At 68.4% G+C, this 17,672-nt stretch carries 16 protein-coding genes; 7 read left to right on the plus strand and 9 right to left on the minus strand.

Annotated elements, in window-relative coordinates; all coding sequences use genetic code 11:
* Positions 1-80: 80 nt before the first annotated feature.
* From ACLF5H_RS36390 to ACLF5H_RS36410, 5 genes are read right to left on the minus strand one after another with little or no spacing between them, the layout of a single operon-like run.
* The gene (locus tag ACLF5H_RS36390; protein ID WP_421680260.1) at positions 81-1,187 is read right to left on the minus strand and encodes an ABC transporter ATP-binding protein; all 1,107 of its coding nucleotides are present in this window, start codon (positions 1,185-1,187) and stop codon (positions 81-83) included.
* The gene (locus ACLF5H_RS36395; protein WP_421680261.1) at positions 1,171-2,154 is read right to left on the minus strand and encodes an ABC transporter ATP-binding protein; all 984 of its coding nucleotides are present in this window, start codon (positions 2,152-2,154) and stop codon (positions 1,171-1,173) included. Before ACLF5H_RS36395 ends, ACLF5H_RS36390 begins: the two co-directional genes overlap by 17 nt.
* Before the next feature lie 7 nt (positions 2,155-2,161).
* Positions 2,162-3,142, minus strand: coding sequence for an ABC transporter permease (locus tag ACLF5H_RS36400; protein WP_421680262.1), 981 nt, complete (start codon positions 3,140-3,142; stop codon positions 2,162-2,164).
* The gene (locus ACLF5H_RS36405; protein ID WP_421680263.1) at positions 3,135-4,058 is read right to left on the minus strand and encodes an ABC transporter permease; all 924 of its coding nucleotides are present in this window, start codon (positions 4,056-4,058) and stop codon (positions 3,135-3,137) included. The genes ACLF5H_RS36400 and ACLF5H_RS36405 overlap by 8 nt, the downstream gene beginning before the upstream one ends.
* A gap of 5 nt (positions 4,059-4,063) precedes the next feature.
* Positions 4,064-5,683 (minus strand): peptide ABC transporter substrate-binding protein, encoded by a 1,620-nt coding sequence (locus ACLF5H_RS36410; RefSeq protein WP_421680264.1) that lies wholly within the window; start codon positions 5,681-5,683, stop codon positions 4,064-4,066.
* Positions 5,684-6,157: 474 nt separating this feature from the next.
* Here ACLF5H_RS36410 and ACLF5H_RS36415 point away from each other — a divergent pair, with 474 nt between their 5' ends.
* From ACLF5H_RS36415 to ACLF5H_RS36440, 6 genes are all read left to right on the plus strand, one after another.
* The gene (locus ACLF5H_RS36415; RefSeq protein WP_421680265.1) at positions 6,158-7,186 is read left to right on the plus strand and encodes an ABC transporter permease; all 1,029 of its coding nucleotides are present in this window, start codon (positions 6,158-6,160) and stop codon (positions 7,184-7,186) included.
* An 82-nt stretch (positions 7,187-7,268) separates the two neighbouring features.
* Positions 7,269-9,026: an ABC transporter substrate-binding protein gene (locus ACLF5H_RS36420; RefSeq protein WP_421680266.1), complete on the plus strand. Its 1,758-nt coding sequence runs from the start codon at positions 7,269-7,271 to the stop codon at positions 9,024-9,026.
* Positions 9,027-9,122: 96 nt separating this feature from the next.
* A complete protein-coding gene (locus ACLF5H_RS36425) occupies positions 9,123-10,103 on the plus strand; it encodes an ABC transporter permease (protein WP_421680267.1) in 981 nt (326 codons plus the stop codon).
* A gap of 47 nt (positions 10,104-10,150) precedes the next feature.
* Complete coding sequence (locus ACLF5H_RS36430; protein ID WP_421680268.1) at positions 10,151-11,188, plus strand: ABC transporter ATP-binding protein; 1,038 nt, start codon at positions 10,151-10,153, stop codon at positions 11,186-11,188.
* Between the two features lie 25 nt (positions 11,189-11,213).
* On the plus strand, positions 11,214-12,257 hold the full coding sequence (locus ACLF5H_RS36435; RefSeq protein ID WP_421680269.1) for an ABC transporter ATP-binding protein: 1,044 nt from the start codon (positions 11,214-11,216) through the stop codon (positions 12,255-12,257).
* A 240-nt stretch (positions 12,258-12,497) separates the two neighbouring features.
* Complete coding sequence (locus ACLF5H_RS36440; protein ID WP_421680270.1) at positions 12,498-12,974, plus strand: RICIN domain-containing protein; 477 nt, start codon at positions 12,498-12,500, stop codon at positions 12,972-12,974.
* Between the two features lie 205 nt (positions 12,975-13,179).
* On the opposite strand, the gene ACLF5H_RS36445 is transcribed toward ACLF5H_RS36440, so the two are convergent.
* Positions 13,180-13,563, minus strand: a complete 384-nt coding sequence (locus ACLF5H_RS36445; protein WP_421680271.1) for a VOC family protein — start codon at positions 13,561-13,563, stop codon at positions 13,180-13,182.
* A gap of 79 nt (positions 13,564-13,642) precedes the next feature.
* On the opposite strand from ACLF5H_RS36445, the gene ACLF5H_RS36450 reads away from it, so the two are divergent.
* Positions 13,643-14,386 carry a class I SAM-dependent methyltransferase gene (locus tag ACLF5H_RS36450; RefSeq protein WP_421680272.1) on the plus strand — a complete coding sequence of 248 codons (744 nt, stop codon included), beginning with the start codon at positions 13,643-13,645 and terminating at the stop codon, positions 14,384-14,386.
* Between the two features lie 36 nt (positions 14,387-14,422).
* Here ACLF5H_RS36450 and ACLF5H_RS36455 read toward each other — a convergent pair whose 3' ends face one another.
* Genes ACLF5H_RS36455 through ACLF5H_RS36465 form a run of 3 tightly spaced genes read right to left on the minus strand, consistent with a single transcriptional unit; the run spans position 14,423 to position 17,590 of the window.
* Positions 14,423-15,562 (minus strand): ABC transporter ATP-binding protein, encoded by a 1,140-nt coding sequence (locus ACLF5H_RS36455; protein WP_421680273.1) that lies wholly within the window; start codon positions 15,560-15,562, stop codon positions 14,423-14,425.
* Positions 15,563-15,574: 12 nt separating this feature from the next.
* Positions 15,575-16,597, minus strand: coding sequence for an ABC transporter ATP-binding protein (locus ACLF5H_RS36460; protein WP_421680274.1), 1,023 nt, complete (start codon positions 16,595-16,597; stop codon positions 15,575-15,577).
* Between the two features lie 12 nt (positions 16,598-16,609).
* Positions 16,610-17,590 (minus strand): ABC transporter permease, encoded by a 981-nt coding sequence (locus ACLF5H_RS36465; RefSeq protein WP_421680275.1) that lies wholly within the window; start codon positions 17,588-17,590, stop codon positions 16,610-16,612.
* Positions 17,591-17,672 lie beyond the last annotated feature (82 nt).

A 17,672-nucleotide genomic window follows, 5' to 3' on the forward strand; every position in this document is an offset into this window, starting at 1 on the left:
AGCAGCTCCGATATACGGACACGCCAGGCTGATGAACGTACGGCCGTGCGGGTGCCGTGAACGGGCCGGGGTGCACGACGTCACCCCGGCCCGTTGCCGTCACCCGGGCCCGTTGCCGTCCGCCCGGGCCCGTTGCCGTCCGCCCGGCCGGACCGCGACTCCGGCGGCACCACCCGCTTCTCCGCCGCGAAGTGGCACGCCGAGTCATGGGCGGCCGGACCTTCCGCGAAGCAGGCCGGTACCGCGAGCCGCGGCACCTCCACCGCGCACCGCTCCCGCGCCTTCCAGCACCGGGTGCGGAAGCGGCACCCGGAGGGGATGTCCGTAGGGGAGGGCACGTCCCCGCTGAGGATGATCCGCTCGCGGTCCTCCCGCGCCTCGGGGTCCGGGACGGGCACCGCGGAGAGCAGCGCCTGGGTGTAGGGGTGCGTCGGATGCTCGTAGATCTCGGCGTCCCGCCCGATCTCCACGATCCGGCCGAGGTACATGACCCCGACCCGGTCCGAGATGTGCCGCACGATCGACAGGTCGTGCGCGATGAACACGTAGGAGAGCTCGAACTCCGTCTGGAGCCGGTCCAGCAGGTTGATCACCTGGGCCTGCACCGACACGTCGAGCGCGGACACCGGCTCGTCGGCGACGATGACCTCCGGGCGCAGCGCGAGCCCCCGCGCGATGCCGATGCGCTGGCGCTGGCCGCCGGAGAACTGGTGCGGATAGCGGTTGACGAAGTCCGGGTCGAGCCCCACCACGTCCAGCAGCTCCCGGACCCGGCGGCGCCGGTCGCCCTTGGGGGCCGCCTCGGGGTGGATCTCGTACGGCTCCCCCACGATGTCCCCCACGGTCATCCGGGGGTTGAGCGAGGTGTAGGGGTCCTGGAAGACCATCTGGATGTTGCGGCGCACCGCCTTCAGGGCGCGCCCGGACAGCCGGGTGATGTCCTCGCCCTTGAACCGGATGGACCCGGCGGTCGGCCGCTCCAGGTTGCACAGCAGCTTGGCGACCGTCGACTTGCCGCAGCCCGACTCGCCGACGAGGCCCAGGGTCTCGCCCCGGCCGAGGGTGAAGTCGACGCCGTCGACCGCCCGGACCGCGCCGATCTGCTTCTTGAACAGGATGCCCCGGGTCAGCGGGTAGTGCTTGACGAGCCCGCTGACCTCCAGGACGGGTTCACCGCTCGTCGCCATCCAGGCACTCCCTCCAGAAGTGGCAGGCGCTGCCGCGGACTTCGGACACCTCGTACAGCGGGGGCACCTCGGCGCGGCAGACGTCCCGGGCCATCGGGCAGCGCGGATGGAAGGAGCAGCCCGGGGGCACGCGCATCAGGTTCGGCGGCAGGCCCTTGATGGCGTACAGCTCCTGTCCCTTGAGGTCCAGGCGCGGGATGGAGTCGAGCAGGCCCCGGGTGTAGGGGTGGGCGGGCGCCTGGTAGATGTCGTGCACCGGCGCCGACTCCACGATCCGCCCGGCGTACATCACGGCGATCCGGTCGGCCACGTCCGCCACCACCCCGAGGTCATGGGTGATGAGGACGAGCCCCATCCGGTACTCGCGCTGCAACTCGGCGAGCAGATCCATGACCTGCGCCTGCACGGTGACGTCCAGGGCGGTGGTGGGCTCGTCGGCGATGACCAGGGCAGGTTCCAGGGCCAGCGCCATGGCGATCATGATCCGCTGGCGCATCCCGCCGGAGAACTGATGGGGGTAGTCGCGCACCCGCTGGGCGGCGCCCGGGATGCGCACCCGGTCCATCAGCTCGACGGCCCTGGCCCGCGCGGCCTTTCGCGACATCCCCCGGTGCACCGTGAAGAGTTCGCCGAGCTGCTCGCCCACGGAGAGCACCGGGTTGAGGGCCGACAGCGCGTCCTGGAAGATCATCGCCATCCGGGCGCCGCGCAGCTCCCGCCGTTCCTCCTCCTTCATCCGCAGCAGATCGCGGCCCTGGAAGAGGATCTCGCCGCCGGTGATCCGCCCCGGCGGCACGTCCAGGATGCCCATCACGGCCTGCGCGGTGACCGACTTGCCCGACCCGGACTCGCCGAGCACGGCCAGCGTCTCCCCCTCGTCGACGGCGTACGACACCCCGGCCACGGCCCGGGCGATCCCGTCCCGGGTCCTGAACTCCACGTGCAGATCGCGGACTTCGAGCAGCATGGCGCCGTCACCTCAGCTTGGGGTCGAGGGCGTCGCGCACCGCGTCGCCGAGCATGATGAAGGCCAGGACGGTGACGGCGAGGGCGCCGGAGGGCCACAGCAGGGCGTGCGGGGCGTTGCGGATGTAGGGCGAGGCGGCGGAGATGTCGATGCCCCAGGAGACGCTGGGCGGCTTGAGGCCCACCCCCAGATAGGACAGGGTCGCCTCCAGGGAGATGTAGGTGCCGAGCGCGATGGTCGCCACCACGATCACCGGGGCGACGGCGTTCGGCGCGATGTGGCGCAGCAGGATGCGGGAGTCGGAGGCGCCCAGCGCCCGGGCCGCCTGGACGTAGTCGTGCTGGCGGGCGGTGATGACCGAGCCGCGCGCGATGCGGGAGATCTGCGGCCAGCCCAGCAGCACCATGAAGCCGATCACCGGCCAGACCGTGTTGCTGGTGACCACGGAGAGCAGCACGAGGCCGCCGAGGACGACGGGGATGGCGAAGAAGATGTCGGTGGTGCGGGACAGCAGCGCGTCCCACCATCCGCCGAAATAGCCCGCCAGACCGCCCAGGACGGACCCGAGGACGGCGACCCCCAGGGTGGCCAGGACGCCGACCGTGACGGACGTACGGGCCCCGTAGACGGTGCGTGTGTAGACGTTGCAGCCCTGCCCGTCGTACCCGAAGGGCGCGCCGGGCCCCGGGCCGTCCTGGGACTTGGCCAGATCGCAGCTCAGCGGGCTGCCGGAGGCGATCGCCGAGGGCCACAGGGAGATGAAGACCAGGAAGAGGATGACCAGGGCGGACAGCAGGAAGACGGGGTTGCGGCGCAGGTCCCGCCAGGCGTCCGACCACAGCGAGCGGGGCCGGCCCGCGGGTCCGCCGCCCGGCGGCCCGCCGGGGCCCTGCTCCAGGGTGGTGGCCTCGCTCGCGCCGAGGTCCATGGCGCCGCCCATGCCGGTCCCGGCGATGACGCCCTCGGGCTCGTACGGCTGTTCAGGCATAGCGGATCCTCGGGTCGAGTACGGCGTACAGGAGGTCGACGAGGAGGTTGGCGAACAGGAAGACCAGCACCAGGACGGTCACGAAGCCGACGACCGTCTGGGTGTTCTGGCGCAGGATGCCCTGGTAGAGCTGGTAGCCGACGCCGTGGATGTTGAAGATCCGCTCGGTGACGATCGCGCCGCCCATCAGCGCCCCGATGTCGGTGCCGATGAAGGTGACCACCGGGATCAGCGAGTTGCGCAGCAGATGCCGGGTGACGACGCGGTGCCGGGGCAGGCCCTTGGCGGTCGCGGTGCGCACGTAGTCGGCACGCTTGTTCTCCGCGATGGTGGTGCGGGTGAGCCGGGTGACGTAGGCGAGGGAGACGGAGGCGAGGACGAGCCCGGGCACGATCAGCTCGCCGAAGGAGGCGGCCGGTGAGACGGACGGTTTGATCCAGCCCCAGGCGACGCCGAGCAGCAGTTGCAGCAGCAGGCCGGTGACGAAGGTGGGCACGGAGATGACGACCAGGGTGGCCAGCAGCACGCCGGTGTCGACGGGGTGGCCGCGCCGCAGGCCGGTGACGACGCCGAGCGCGATGCCGATGACGATCTCGAAGGCGATGGCCACGATCGTGAGCCGGATGGTGACCGGGAAGGCCGCCGCCATCAGCTCGGTGACGGGCTGTCCGTTGAAGGCCGTTCCGAAGTTGCCCGTGAAAACGTTCCCCATATAGGTGACGTACTGGCGCCACAGCGACTGGTCGAGGCCGAACTCGCGTTTCAGCTGGGCGGCGGTCGCCGGGTCGCAGGCGCGTTCGCCGCACAGGCCGGCGATCGGATCGCCCATCACGTTCACCATGAGGAAGATCAGCAGGGTGGCCCCGATGAAGACGGGGATCATCTGGAGCAGTCGCCTCGCGACATAGCGGCCCATGCGGCTCAGCCGACCTTGATCTCGTTGTAGACCGGGACGCTGAACGGATTGAGCGTCACATGGGAGAGCCGGGCGGTGTAGCCGGCGCTGCCGTTCTGGTACCAGAGCGGGATGGCCGCCATGTTGTCGCGCACGACCTTCTCGGCCTCCTGGAACAGCCGTACGGAGGCCGCCCGGTCGGTCTCGGCGTTGGCCCGGTCCACGAGCCGGTCGAACCGGGGGTTGGACCACTTGCCGTCGTTGGAGGAGGCGTCCGTGTAGTACAGCGGCTGGAGGAAGTTCTGGATCAGCGGGTAGTCCATCTGCCAGCCGGCCCGGAAGGGTCCGCTCATCCGGTGCTGCCCGATCTGGTTGCGGAAGTCGGCGAAGGTGCCGACCGGGTTGCCGACGCACGCCTTGTCGTCGCCGAGGGCGTTGTTGATGGAGTTGCACACGGCGTCCACCCACTGCTTGTGCGAGCCGGTGTCCGCGTTGTAGGTGATCTTCAGCCGCCCGCCGGGAATCCCGCCGCCCTCCTGGACGAGCCTGCGGGCGCCCGCGGGATCGTAGGCGCAGGCGTGTCCGCACAGCCCGTCCTGGAAGCCGCCCGCCGTGCCGAGCACCGGGGAGGTCCAGTCGGTGGCCGGGGTGCGGGTGCGGCGAAAGATGGTCTCGGTGATCTGCGCCCGGTTGATCGCCATGGACAGCCCGGTGCGGACCTTGCGCGCCCCCGGGGTGTTCCACTTCGGGTCGTAGTAGGGGAAGGCCAGGGTCTGCAGGATGCCGGCCGGGGTGTTGATGTAGCGGCCGTCCAGGTCGGTGCGGACGTTCTTGAGCTGGGTGGCGGGCACGTCGTCGACGAGGTCCAGGTTGCCGGCCAGCACATCGGTGTACGCGGTGTTGCTGTCCGTGTAGACGAGCAGGGTCACGCCCTCGTTGCGGGCCGGGTCGGGGCCCGGGTACCCGTTCCACTTCTTGAGGGTCATCGCGGAGCCCTTGGTGTACGAGGCGATCCGGTACGGCCCGTTGCCGATCGGCTTGCGCAGCCAGCCGGCGTGATCGGTGAAGAAGGCGCGCGGCAGGGGCGCGTAGGCGACGTACCCGAGGGTGTCGGGGAAGCCGGCGAACTTCTGGTTCAGGCGGACGGTGAAGGTCCGCGGCCCGGTCACCCGGAGCCCGGACAGGGTGTCGGCGCGCTGCCGCCCGTTGTCGGGGTGGGTCTTGTCGTAGCCGTCGATGTAGCCGAAGAAGTACGCGTTCTTCTGGTTGTTGCGCAGGCTCGCGCCGTAGTTCCAGGCGTCCACGAAGGACCGGGCGGTGACCGGCTCCCCGTTGCTGAACCGCCAGCCGTCCTTGACGGTGACGGTGAAGGTGCGCGAGTCGGGGGTGCTGATGCGCTCGGCGAGCATGTTCACGGCCCGGCCGGTGCGGGGGTCGTACTTCTTCAGGCCCCGGAAGACCATGTCCAGCACCTTGCCGCCCTGGACCTCGTTGGTGTTGGCCGGCTCCAGCGGGTTCTGCGGATCGCCCCAGGACGAGGTGAGCACCCCGGCCCCGCCGAAGCCTCCGCCACCACCGCATCCAGCCATCGTCAGCGCGGCGGCAATAGCACAGGCGGCCCGTCCGGCGCGCGTCGGTCCCCGCATGGGCGCCTCCTCGTGGTGATCACCAGATTTATTACCCGGTAAATATCGGCTCATACGACACATACCGCATGCTCATTACCGGATTGAGGGACCTTTAGAGGGACACGTCGGCCGAATGCAGGCACCCCGCCCCGAGCGCCCGTTGATCTTGTGCCGCGCACGCAACGGATCTCCGCGTAACGTTGCCGAAACGTTGGATTCGGATCAGCCGATGTACGTATTTCGACACTCGACCGTCCGCATAACGAACTTCTTGCCCGATTAGTCCAATTGGTCCGATGTGAAGCACGGATTGGTTACAGCGCGCTACCCGCGTAGCTACAGTTTCCCCAAGTAGAGGCAAAGAAGGTAAAGACAAGCCCAAGTCGGCCGAGAATTTATTGACCTTGAATGAATTGCGTTGAAAAAGTCCGGCGTAGCCCGTAGGGGAGTGCCCTGCGGAGTCATCAGACCCTCCCTTGGGCCAGGAGCACCATGACCTCCCCAACTCCATCCGCGGCCACCCCGCTTGAGGTGACCGACGAGACCGTCGCGAAGTCGACCACTTCGAGCGGTCCGCAGGGCAGTGAGAGCCGTTCCCCGGGCCGGCTCGCGTGGAAGCGCTTCAAGCGCGACAAGACGGGTGTCATATCCGCCTATCTCGTGATCTTCTTCTTCGTGATCGGGATCGCGGCACCCCTGATCGCGAAGCTGTACGGGAAGAACCCGTACACCACGTACACCACCCAGCATCCCGAGCTGCTCAACGCGTTCTCGTACCCCGCCGGGCCGAACGGCGGCATGAGCTCGGACTTCTGGTTCGGCATCGAGCCTCAGCTCGGCCGGGACGTCTTCACGTTCCTGCTGTACGCCATCCGCAACTCGCTGGGCATCGCCACCGCCGCCACCCTGCTCACCACGATCCTGGGCGTCGTCATCGGCGTCACGGCGGGCTACCTGGGCGGCAAGACGGACTACCTCGTCGGCCGGATCATCGACATCCTGCTGTCGTTCCCGTCCACCCTCTTCTTCATCGCCTTCATGCCTGTCGTCTTCGGCATCTTCGTGGCCCCCGACGACAACATCCCGACCTCGCTGCGCGCCACCGCGCTGATCCTGGTCCTGTCCGCCTTCGGCTGGGCGTCCATCGCCCGACTGCTGCGCGGCCAGGTGCTCGGACTGCGTGAGCGTGAGTTCGTCGAGGCGGCGAAGGTCACGGGCGCGTCTCCGATGCGCATCGTCTTCAAGGAGCTGCTGCCCAACCTCTGGACGCCGATCATCATCCAGTCCACTCTGCTCCTCCCGGCATACGTAACCGCCGAGGCGGGTCTCGCCTTCCTCGGCGTCGGCATGATCGACCCGACCCCCGACTGGGGCGTCATGATCGGCCGCGGCGCGCAGTTCTACACCGAAGACCTCACCTTCATGCTCTTCCCCGGCATCTCCATGGTGATCTTCGTCCTCGCGTTCAACCTGCTGGGCGACTCCGTACGTGACGCACTGGACCCCAAGTCCAAGCGGTAGAAAGCAAGCTCCATCCGGCCCGGTTCGATGACGTCCGGCTGGTTCCGACCGTCCGAATTGACCTTCAATAGGCAGGCTCAGCATGTCTTTTTCTCGTAGAAACTTCCTGATCGCCACCGGTGTGGCCGCGGCCTCCACGACTGTGCTGAGCGCGTGCAGCAGCAGCGACAAGGGCTCGAACGACAACGGCGTCCCGTCGGTGAGCAAGGCCAAGACCATGAACATCCCGGTCGGCACCAAGGCCGACTCGACGGGTCCGGCTCCCGAGGTCTCGGGTGCGGTCAAGGGCGGGACGATCTACTCGCTCGACCAGTTCGACATGGACCACATGGACCCGGCCCAGATCTACGTCTCGACCGAGCAGGCCATCACCCGCCCGATCCTGCGTGGCCTGACCGGCTACAAGGTGGACGACAAGGGCGGCGCCACGCTCGTCGGCGACGTCGCCACGGACGCCGGCACCATGAAGAACGGCGGCAAGACCTGGTCGTTCACCATCAAGGACGGCATCAAGTGGGAGGACGGTTCCGCCCTCTCCATGGACGACGTCCGCCACACGGTCGAGCGCCTCTTCGCGTCCTTCGTGACCGAGGGCCCGCGCTACGTGCAGCAGTGGATGGTCGGCGGCGACAAGTACAAGGGCCCGTACGACGGCAAGCACCTCGACTCGCTCGAGATCTCCGGCAACACGGTCACCTTCAACCTGACCGAGCCGCGCACGGACTTCAACTACACGCTCGCCATGGCGGGCTACGGTCTGGTCAACAAGAAGAAGGACACCAAGGAGAAGTACGACAAGCGTCCGTTCGCGCTTGGCCCGTACAAGATCGGCAGCCGCCAGATCGGCAAGTCCCTCACCTACGTGCGTAACGACCACTGGGACCCGAAGACGGACTCGATCCGCAACGCCTACCCGGACAAGTACGTCTTCCAGTTCGGCTTCCAGCCGGTCGCGTCCACCGACCGCTACATCGCGGACCGCGGCAACGACCAGTACGCGATGTCGATCTTCAACGAGGTCGCCGCCGAGCGCGTCGCGCAGGTTCTCACCAACGCCAAGCTGAAGCAGCGCGTCCTCACCCAGGTCGACACGGTCACCTACTACTGGCCGATCAACACGACCCGGATCAAGGACGTCAAGGTCCGCCAGGCCATCAACTACGCCTGGCCGCTGCAGCAGCTGCAGACCGTCCGCGGTGGCGCGGCCTCCAGCGAGATGGCCACCACCATCCTCAGCCCGGTCACGCCCGGCTACGAGAAGTTCGACCTGTACGGCAAGACCCAGAAGCCGGGCGGCGACCCCGAGAAGGCCAAGGCCCTGCTGAAGGAGGCCGGCAAGATAGGCCAGAAGCTGGTCATCGCCTACCAGCAGTCGGACAACGCGGTGAAGCAGGCCGTGTCGATCAAGAACGCCCTGGAGGCCGCCGGCTTCAAGGTCGTCAACCAGCAGGTCGACAAGACGACCTTCTACACCCAGATCGGCAAGATCGACAACGGCTACGACCTGTTCGCGGCCGGCTGGAGCCCGGACTGGCCGAACGGCTACTCCGTGTTCTACCCCTGCTGGGACGGCAAGAACATCGGTGACGGCCGCAGCAACTACGCGCAGCTGAACGACCCGGGCGTCAACAAGGCGATCGACGCCGCCGCGAAGATCACGGACGTCGCGGAGGCCAACAAGGCCTGGGGCGAGGTCGACCGCCAGATCATGGAGCTCGCGCCGGTCGTCCCGGACTACCACTCCATCCGTAACTGGATGTACGGATCCAAGGTCGGCAACGTCGTCTACGACGCCGGTAACACCTGCGTCGCGCTCTGCAAGCTGTACGCCAAGAAGTAGACGCGCTCAACCCCACGGGGGCGGCCATGACCTGGCCGCCCCTCCGGCCACCCCCTCACCCCCGGCGACGGCGCCCCGTCCGGAAAGTCACGCCCCATGCTCCGCTTCCTTGTTCGCCGAACCTTCGGCGCGCTGGTCATCCTGCTGGTCATCAGCGCCGTCACCTTCTGGCTCTTCTACGCCATTCCGCGTGACCCCGCCATGATGTCGTGCGGCAAGAACTGCACGCCCGACATGCTCAAGCAGGTCCGGCACAACCTGGGCATCGACCATCCGATCCCGGTCCAGTACTGGTACTGGCTGAAGGGCATCTTCGCCGGCCGCAGCTACGGCGACTTCGGCAACTGCCCCGCGCCCTGCCTCGGCTACTCGTTCGCCAACCGCGAGCCGGTCCTCGGCACGATCATGGACCGTCTGCCGACGACCCTCTCGCTCGCCTTCGGCTCCGCCGTGGTCTTCCTCATCTTCGGTGTCGGCGCGGGCATGATCGCCGCCGTCAAGCAGGGCAAGTGGCAGGACAAGGTGGCCAGCTCGGCCTCCCTGGTGGCCTCTTCGATGCAGATCTACTTCGTGGGTTACATCGCGATGTACTTCCTCGTCGCGAAGCTCGGCATCCTCGACAACCCGTCGTACACGCCGCTCACCGACAACCCGGCCGAGTGGGCCTCCGGCCTGCTGCTGCCGTGGCTGGTGCTGGCGCTGATCTGGACCGCCAACTACACGCGTATGACCCGCTCCCAGATGGTCGAAACGCTGACCGAGGACTACGTGCGCACCGCCCGTGCCAAGGGCCTGTCCCGGCGCACGGTCTTCTTCCGGTTCGCCTGGCGCGGCGCGATGGGTCCGATCGTCACCATCTTCGGCATCGACCTCGCCACCCTCATCGGCGGCGCGATCATCACCGAGACGGTCTTCAGCCTCCAGGGTGTGGGCCAGCTCGCGCTGAAGTCCGTGGAGCAGAGCGACCTGCCCATGGTGCTCGGTGTCACCCTGCTGTCCGCCGGCGCGATCGTGATCTTCAACATCATCGTGGACGCCATCTACGCCTCCATCGACCCGCGGATCCGGCTCGCCTGACCTCCGCCCCATTCCCGACCCCTCGCATCACCCCCAGGAGCGTCCCCGTGACGAGCACCGATCAGCAGCCGTTCCTCTCGATCAAGGACCTAAAGGTCCACTTCTCGACCGAGGACGGCGTCGTCAAGGCCGTCGACGGTCTCAGCTTCGACCTGGCCAAGGGTCAGACGCTCGGCATCGTGGGCGAGTCGGGCTCCGGCAAGTCGGTCACCAACCTGACCATCCTCGGCCTGCACGACCCGGCCCGTACGTCGATCGAGGGCGAGATCCTCCTCGACGGCCAGGAGCTGCTCACCGCCTCCGAGCGTGAGATGGAGCGGCTGCGCGGCAACAAGATGTCCATGATCTTCCAGGACGCGCTGGCCTCGCTGTCGCCGTACCACACGGTCGGCATCCAGATCGCCGAGACCTATCGCAAGCACACCGGCTGCGGCAAGGCCGAGGCCCGCAAGCGCGCCATCGAGATGCTGCGCCGGGTCGGTATCCCGCAGCCGGACATGCGGGTGGACGACTACCCGCACCAGTTCTCCGGCGGTATGCGCCAGCGCGCGATGATCGCCATGGCGCTGGTCTGCGACCCCGAGCTGCTGATCGCCGACGAGCCGACCACGGCCCTCGACGTGACCGTGCAGGCGCAGATCATGGACCTGCTCAAGGACCTCCAGCAGGAGTTCGGCACCGCGATCATCTTCATCACCCACGACCTGGGTGTGATCGCCGACATCGCCGACGACGTGCTGGTGATGTACGGCGGCCGGTGCGTGGAGCGCGGCACCAAGGCGGAGGTCCTGCGGGACCCCCAGCACCCCTACACGCTCGGCCTGCTGAACTCGATGCCGAGCCTGACCGGCCCGGTCGATGTGCCGCTGACGCCGATCCCGGGCGCGCCGCCGTCGCTGCTCAACCCGCCGTCCGGCTGCCGCTTCCACCCGCGCTGCGCCTTCGCCGAGAAGGTCCCGGGCGGCAAGTGCTCAAGCGAGCGCCCTCTGCTGGAGACCGTGGAGGGCCGGGGTACGGCCTGCCACCTCACCGACGAGCAGAAGCAGGAACTCTTCGCCGACTTCGCCGCGACCCGGCAACACTGACGGACGCAGACGGGACTTCACGATCATGAGCAACACGAACCCCCTCCTGGACGTCTCCGGGCTGACGAAGCACTTCCCGATCAAGGGCGGCTTCCCGATCCGGCGGACCGTCGGCGCGGTGCAGGCCGTGGACGGGCTGGACTTCCAGGTCTCCGCGGGCGAGAGCCTGGGCCTCGTCGGCGAGTCGGGCTGCGGCAAGTCGACCACGGGCCGGCTGATCACCCGGCTCATGGAGCCGACCGCGGGCACGATCAAGTACCAGGGCCAGGACATCACGCACGCGGGCCGCAAGCAGCTGGCGCCGATCCGGTCCGAGATCCAGATGATCTTCCAGGACCCGTACGCCTCGCTGAACCCGCGGCAGACGGTCGGCAAGATCATCGCCGGTCCGATGGAGATCAACGGCATCAACCCGGCGGGCGGCCGCGAGAAGCGCGTGCGCGAGCTGCTGGAGATCGTCGGTCTGAACCCCGAGCACTTCAACCGCTTCCCGCACGAGTTCTCCGGCGGCCAGCGCCAGCGCATCGGCGTCGCCCGCGCGCTGGCCCTGGAGCCGAAGCTGATCGTGGCCGACGAGCCGGTCTCCGCGCTGGACGTCTCCATCCAGGCGCAGGTCGTCAACCTGCTGCAGAAGGTGCAGCAGGAGCTGGGCATCGCGTTCGTCTTCATCGCGCACGACCTCGCGATCGTGCGGCACTTCTCGCACCGGGTCGCGGTGATGTACCTCGGCAAGATCATGGAGATCGCCGACCGCGCGGACCTGTACGACAACCCGCGTCACCCCTACACCCGGGCGCTGCTGTCCGCAGTGCCCGAGGCGACGGTGGACGAGGAGCCGCGCGAGCGCATCCGCCTGGTCGGCGACGTGCCCTCGCCGATCAACCCGCCGTCCGGCTGCCGTTTCCGCACCCGCTGCTGGAAGGCGACGGAGAAGTGCGCGACGGAGGCCCCGCCGCTGGTCCAGGTCGAGGGCAACAAGCCCGGCCACCTCACGGCGTGCCACTACCCCGAGACGCAGGAGACCGTGCCGTCCCCGCGCCTCGCCAAGGACCCCGAGGCGGCGGTCTGACACACCCCTTTCGTCGACCGTCCCTCCGTGGAACGGACTTTTCGGCCCATTGACCCGAGCCCATGAACGTCCGCTTCCAGGGGAGAGAAGGCCCGTGCCCACCCAGGCACGGGCCTTCTGCGCATCCAGGACATGGCGAACCTCAAGGGGCACTCAACTCGCTTTACATGATCGTCCCATCAGTGCATGATTCCCCTCGCAGTGACTGACCAAACACTGAGAGTTGGGGGACAACCACTCATGAAGCACCTGCGCCTCTCCGGGATCGTGGCCGCCGTTCTGGCGCTCGCCTTCTCGATCATCGGTCCGGCATCGACGGCCCAGGCGGCCGGGACCGGATTCTTCTACATCGTCAACAAGGACACGGGCAAGTGCCTGGAGTGGAACGGCTACAACAAGCCGATCACCCAGGAGAGCTGCAAGAAGACGAAGTACCAGTGGTGGAACCAGTCCGCCGCGAAGCTGTGCAACTACGTCTCCATCGGCGGCGACTACTGCCTGGGCGACGCCGGCCGGGAGAAGCCCGTGTACGGCCGCAGCAGGGCCAAGGCTCCGCAGCTGTTCTACTCCAGCCTGCGCCCGAAGGCCCAGACCACCATCGGGGCCATGGACTGCGGCTACTTCAAGGTCGTCAAGGGCAAGGTCCTGTGCGGCGCCCGCATCCTGGTCAAGGGGAAGACCTACTCCCCGAAGATGATGTGGATCATCAAGTACTGACCTTCCGGAGCCGCCCCGCGCGACTGCGATGACGACGGATCCCCGCACCGGCCACCGGCGCGGGGACGTCTTCGTTCAACCAGGTACGGCACACGGCCGCGGTGGTGGATCACTCGTTCGCCAATCTCTCGCTCGCCGCGTTGTACGACAGCCTCTCGCGCACCCGCTGCTGGAAGGGCCTTCGCCGTACCCGGGCCGCCGGGGCTCAGCCGGCGACGACCTCCGCCTCGAACCCGTCCGCGTCCTCCAGATAGACGGCGTAGTGTCCGGGGCCCCCGGCGTGGGGGTACCGCTCGGGAAACAGCGGCCTCCAGCCGTGCGCGGTCGCCTCTGCGGCGAGGGCGTCGACGGCTTCCCTCCCCCGGGCCCGGAAGGCCAGGTGGTTGAGCCCCGGCCGCATCCGGTCGTGTCCGGCACCGGGCCGCAGCGCGGGCGACCGCTCGACCACGACATAGGTCTCCCCCAGCCGCCAGCTCCGCCCCTCGGCCCATTCCTGGTACGGCTCCCAGCCGAGGGAGCCCAGCAGCCACCCCCAGGAGGCGACCGCCCGGTCCAGATCCGGCACCCACAGCTCGACGTGGTGCAGCATGCCCCAACTCCCCTTCTCCGCACGGCACATCAGCACCGTTCGACGCGTGCCGTTCAGAAACGTATGGCACACTGCCGCGATGGTGGATCACTCGTTCGCCGATCTCTCGCTCGCCGCGTTGTACGACAGCCTCAACCCCTGGGGTCCGGGCGACGATTTCTGTCTGGGGCTCGTGCGGCGGGCGGGTGATGTGCTCGATGTCGGGTGCGGGACCGGGCAGTTGCTGCGCAGGGCCCGGGCCGAGGGGCATCAAGGGCGGCTGATGGGGCTGGATCCGGCCGCCGCCATGCTCGTACAGGCCCGCGCGGCCCGGCCGGACGTCGAGTGGGTCCTCGGGGACACCCGGGTGCGCCGCTGGGACGCGGAGTTCGACCTTGTCGTGATGACCGGGCACGCCTTCCAGGCACTGGTCGGGGACGAGGAGATCCGGCACTGCCTGCGGGCCGTACGCGAGGCCCTGCGCCCCGGCGGGCGGTTCGTGTTCGAGACCCGCAATCCGGCCACCCGCCCATGGGAACGGTGGACCCCCGACCGCGTGCGCGAGCTGACCGCCGCCGACGGCACCGCCGTACGGATACGGCACGAGGTCCGGGACGGCGGCCCCCGCGACGGCCGGGTGCGCTTCTCGGAGACCTACGAAAGCGACCGCTGGCCCGCCCCCCGCGTCAGCCACACCGTCCTGCGCTTTCTGGACCCCGGCTCCCTCGCCGGCTTTCTCTCGGCGGCGGGGCTCGCGGTCGTGGCGCAGTACGGCGACTGGGACGGCCGGCCGACGGCGCCCGCCGCCCCCGAGATCATCACCGTGGCGACGCCCGCCGGCTGAGCACGAGGATCAGGCGGCGGGCCTCGCCTGTGGCCGCTACGACCGCCCCTCCCCCTCGTCGGACGCCGCCTCCTCCAGCGCCGCCAGTGCCGGGTCCAGCACGATGTCCTCCTCCCGCCCCTCGATCGTCGGCTCCTCCGGGAAGTGGCACGCGGTCAGGTGGCCCTCGTGGTTGCCGGAGATCCGTACCAGCGGCGGTTCCTCCGTCGCGCACCTGTCCTGCGCCTTCCAGCAGCGGGTGCGGAAACGGCAGCCGGACGGCGGGGAGATGGGCGAGGGCACGTCACCGGCGAGGCGGATGCGCTCGCGCCCGCCGGTGCCCTCGTCCGTGAGGTTGACCTCCGGGACCGCGGACAGCAGGGCATGGGTGTAGGGGTGGCGGGGCCGGGTGTAGATGGAGTCGCGGTCGCCCACCTCGATGATCTTGCCGAGGTACATCACCGCGACCCGGTGCGAGAAGTGCCGCACGATCGCGAGGTCGTGGGCGATGAAGAGGAACGCGATGCCCAGGTCGTCCTGCACCTTCTGCAGCAGGTTGACGACCTGCGCCTGGATGGAGACGTCCAGCGCGGAGACCGGCTCGTCGGCCACGATCAGCTTCGGCTCCAGGGCCAAGGCCCGTGCCACACCGATGCGTTGGCGCTGGCCGCCGGAGAACTCGTGCGGGAAGCGGTTGAAGTGCTCGGGGTTCAGACCGACGATCTCCAGCAGCTCGCGCACGCGGTTCTCTCGGCCGCCCGCCGGGTTGATGCCGTTGATCTCCATCGGACCGGCGATGATCTTGCCGACCGTCTGCCGCGGGTTCAGCGACGAGTACGGGTCCTGGAAGATCATCTGGATCTCGGACCGGATCGGCGCCAGCTGCCTGCGCGAGGCGTGGCTGATGTCCCGGCCTCGGTAGGTGACGGTGCCCGCGGTCGGCTCCATGAGCCGGGTGATCAGCCGGCCCGTGGTCGACTTGCCGCAGCCCGACTCGCCGACGAGCCCGAAACTCTCGCCGGTGTGCACGGTCAGATCGATGCCGTCCACGGCCTGCACCTGCCCGATGGTGCGGCGGATCGGGAAGCCGCCCTTGACCGGGAAGTGCTTGGTCAGTCCCGTGACCTCCAGCAGCCGCTCCCCGTCCGTACCGGGGCCCTGCGCGCGCTGGGCCGGGAGGACCAGGTCCTCTTTCATGACAGTGTCCTCCTAGCCCAGGCGGGGCTTGATCTCCTCGATGAAGATGGCGCGCTCCTGGTCCGCGGTCAGATGGCAGGCGGATGCCCGGTCGGTGGCGAGCGGTGGGCGTTCGGTCGTACAGCGGCCCGCTCCCGCCACCCGGTCCTGGAAGACGCAGCGTGGATGGAAGCGGCAGCCGGACGGTGGGTTGAGCAGGGAGGGCGGAGTGCCCGGGATCGGGGAAAGCCGCGCGCCGGTGTCGGAGTCCAGGCGCGGCATGGAGTTCAGCAGGCCCCAGGTGTACGGGTGTCGGGGCGAGCGCAGCACCTGTTCGGTGGTGCCCCGCTCGACCGCGCTGCCCGCGTACATCACCATGATGTCGTCGGCCATGTCGGCGATCACCCCCAAGTCGTGGGTGATGAAGATGATGCCCGATCCGAACTCGTGTTGCAGGTCCTTCAACAGGTCGAGAATCTGCGCCTGCACGGTCACATCGAGCGCGGTGGTCGGTTCGTCCGCGATGAGCAGGTCGGGATCGCAGATCAGGGCCATGGCGATCATGGCGCGCTGGCGCATACCGCCGGAGAACTGGTGCGGGTAGTCCTTGGCCCGCTGGCGGGGGTTGGGGATGCCGACCTTGCCGAGCATCTCGACGGCGCGTTCCCAGGCGTCCTTCTTGGAGGCGCCGTTGTGCTTCATGTACGGCTCGGCGATCTGCCGGCCGACGGTGTAGTACGGAGAGAGCGCGGTGAGCGGGTCCTGGAAGATCATGGCGACCTTGTTGCCGCGCAGCTTCTCCAGTTCCGACTCGCGGGCGGTGGTGAGTTCCCGCCCGTCCAGCAGGATCTCGCCCTCGACGGTGGTGAACATCGGGTTGTGCAGGCCGAGGACGGTCAGGTTCGTCACCGACTTGCCCGAGCCGGACTCGCCCACGATGCCGAGCGTCCTGCCCCGCTCCAGATCGAAGGAGAGCCGGTCCACGGCCCGTACGACGCCGTCCTCGGTCTTGAAGCTGACATGCAGGTCCCGCACGGACAGGAGAGGGGTGCTCATGGATGTCTCTCCTCAGGACAGCCGCACACGCGGGTCGATGAAGGCGTATGTGGCGTCGACGACGATGTTGAAGACCAGGATCATGGTGGCGGCGAACAGCATCACCCCGAGCAGCAGCGGCAGATCGCTGAAGAACACGGACTGCACGGCGAGTTGGCCGAGACCCGGCAGTCCGAAGGTGTACTCGGTGATGATGGCGCCGCCGAGCAGCGAGCCGAGGTCGATGCCGAAGATGGTGACGATCGGGATCAGCGAGCCGCGCCAGGCGTAGCGGAAGAAGACGTAGCGCCGGGACATGCCCTTGGCGCGGGCGGTGCGGACATGCTCCTCCTGGAGCTGCTCGATCATCGCGGAGCGCGCCATACGGGTGTACTGCGCGGCGAAGATCGTGGACAGCACCACCCAGGGGATGATCAGCCCGGTGAACCAGCTCAGCGGGTCGCCGGTGAAGTCGTTGTAGGCGGGCTTGTCGAACCAGTGGGTCTGGTAGACGAGGATCGCGAGGGCGAGCGGGCCGAGGAAGTAGATCTGGAGGGCGCTGATCACCATGGCGCCGCCGGTGGCCGCCTTGTCGACCAGCGTGCCGCGCCGCCAGGCCGCGAGCAGTCCGGTGCCGAGGCCGACGACCAGGAAGCAGACGGCCGCGCCCAGGGTGAGCGAGACGGTGGTGGGCAGCCGGTCCATCAGGGTCGACCAGACCGGGTCGTTGGTGTGGTACGAGTAGCCGAAGCAGGGTGCGGGGCACGGCCCTTGGGCGAACTGGTCGCTGCCCATGACGAGGTTGTGCAGGAAGATCCAGTACTGCTCGGTGAGGGGCTTGTCCAGGCCGAGCACATGGTGGATGTTCGCGATGCTGTCCGGGTTGCAGGTCTTGCCGCACATCAGCAGCGCCGGGTCCCGGGGCACCCCGAAGAACAGCACGAACGTGACGATGCTCAGCAGGACCAGAATGACGGCGGCACCGATGATCCGGCGGACGAGGAAGCGCAGCATGAGGGGGCAGCTCTCAGACGTCGGCGGTCCCGGCGGTGCCCGGCGCGCCCCGCGGGTGCGGCGCGCCGGGTACCGGCGGAAG

The organism is Streptomyces sp. LaBMicrA B280, from assembly GCF_049222185.1.
Lineage (GTDB): Bacteria > Actinomycetota > Actinomycetes > Streptomycetales > Streptomycetaceae > Streptomyces > Streptomyces murinus.

What these genes read in the sequence shown, in the direction of transcription:
- ACLF5H_RS36390 (WP_421680260.1), bottom strand. Translation starts at nt 1,187, where the DNA reads ATGGCGACGAGCGGTGAACCCGTCCTGGAGGTCAGCGGGCTCGTCAAG.
- ACLF5H_RS36395 (WP_421680261.1), bottom strand. Translation starts at nt 2,154, where the DNA reads ATGCTGCTCGAAGTCCGCGATCTGCACGTGGAGTTCAGGACCCGGGAC.
- ACLF5H_RS36400 (WP_421680262.1), bottom strand. Translation starts at nt 3,142, where the DNA reads ATGCCTGAACAGCCGTACGAGCCCGAGGGCGTCATCGCCGGGACCGGC.
- ACLF5H_RS36405 (WP_421680263.1), bottom strand. Translation starts at nt 4,058, where the DNA reads ATGGGCCGCTATGTCGCGAGGCGACTGCTCCAGATGATCCCCGTCTTC.
- ACLF5H_RS36410 (WP_421680264.1), bottom strand. Translation starts at nt 5,683, where the DNA reads ATGCGGGGACCGACGCGCGCCGGACGGGCCGCCTGTGCTATTGCCGCC.
- ACLF5H_RS36415 (WP_421680265.1), top strand. Translation starts at nt 6,158, where the DNA reads ATGACCTCCCCAACTCCATCCGCGGCCACCCCGCTTGAGGTGACCGAC.
- ACLF5H_RS36420 (WP_421680266.1), top strand. Translation starts at nt 7,269, where the DNA reads ATGTCTTTTTCTCGTAGAAACTTCCTGATCGCCACCGGTGTGGCCGCG.
- ACLF5H_RS36425 (WP_421680267.1), top strand. Translation starts at nt 9,123, where the DNA reads ATGCTCCGCTTCCTTGTTCGCCGAACCTTCGGCGCGCTGGTCATCCTG.
- ACLF5H_RS36435 (WP_421680269.1), top strand. Translation starts at nt 11,214, where the DNA reads ATGAGCAACACGAACCCCCTCCTGGACGTCTCCGGGCTGACGAAGCAC.
- ACLF5H_RS36440 (WP_421680270.1), top strand. Translation starts at nt 12,498, where the DNA reads ATGAAGCACCTGCGCCTCTCCGGGATCGTGGCCGCCGTTCTGGCGCTC.
- ACLF5H_RS36445 (WP_421680271.1), bottom strand. Translation starts at nt 13,563, where the DNA reads ATGCTGCACCACGTCGAGCTGTGGGTGCCGGATCTGGACCGGGCGGTC.
- ACLF5H_RS36450 (WP_421680272.1), top strand. Translation starts at nt 13,643, where the DNA reads ATGGTGGATCACTCGTTCGCCGATCTCTCGCTCGCCGCGTTGTACGAC.
- ACLF5H_RS36455 (WP_421680273.1), bottom strand. Translation starts at nt 15,562, where the DNA reads ATGAAAGAGGACCTGGTCCTCCCGGCCCAGCGCGCGCAGGGCCCCGGT.
- ACLF5H_RS36460 (WP_421680274.1), bottom strand. Translation starts at nt 16,597, where the DNA reads ATGAGCACCCCTCTCCTGTCCGTGCGGGACCTGCATGTCAGCTTCAAG.
- ACLF5H_RS36465 (WP_421680275.1), bottom strand. Translation starts at nt 17,590, where the DNA reads ATGCTGCGCTTCCTCGTCCGCCGGATCATCGGTGCCGCCGTCATTCTG.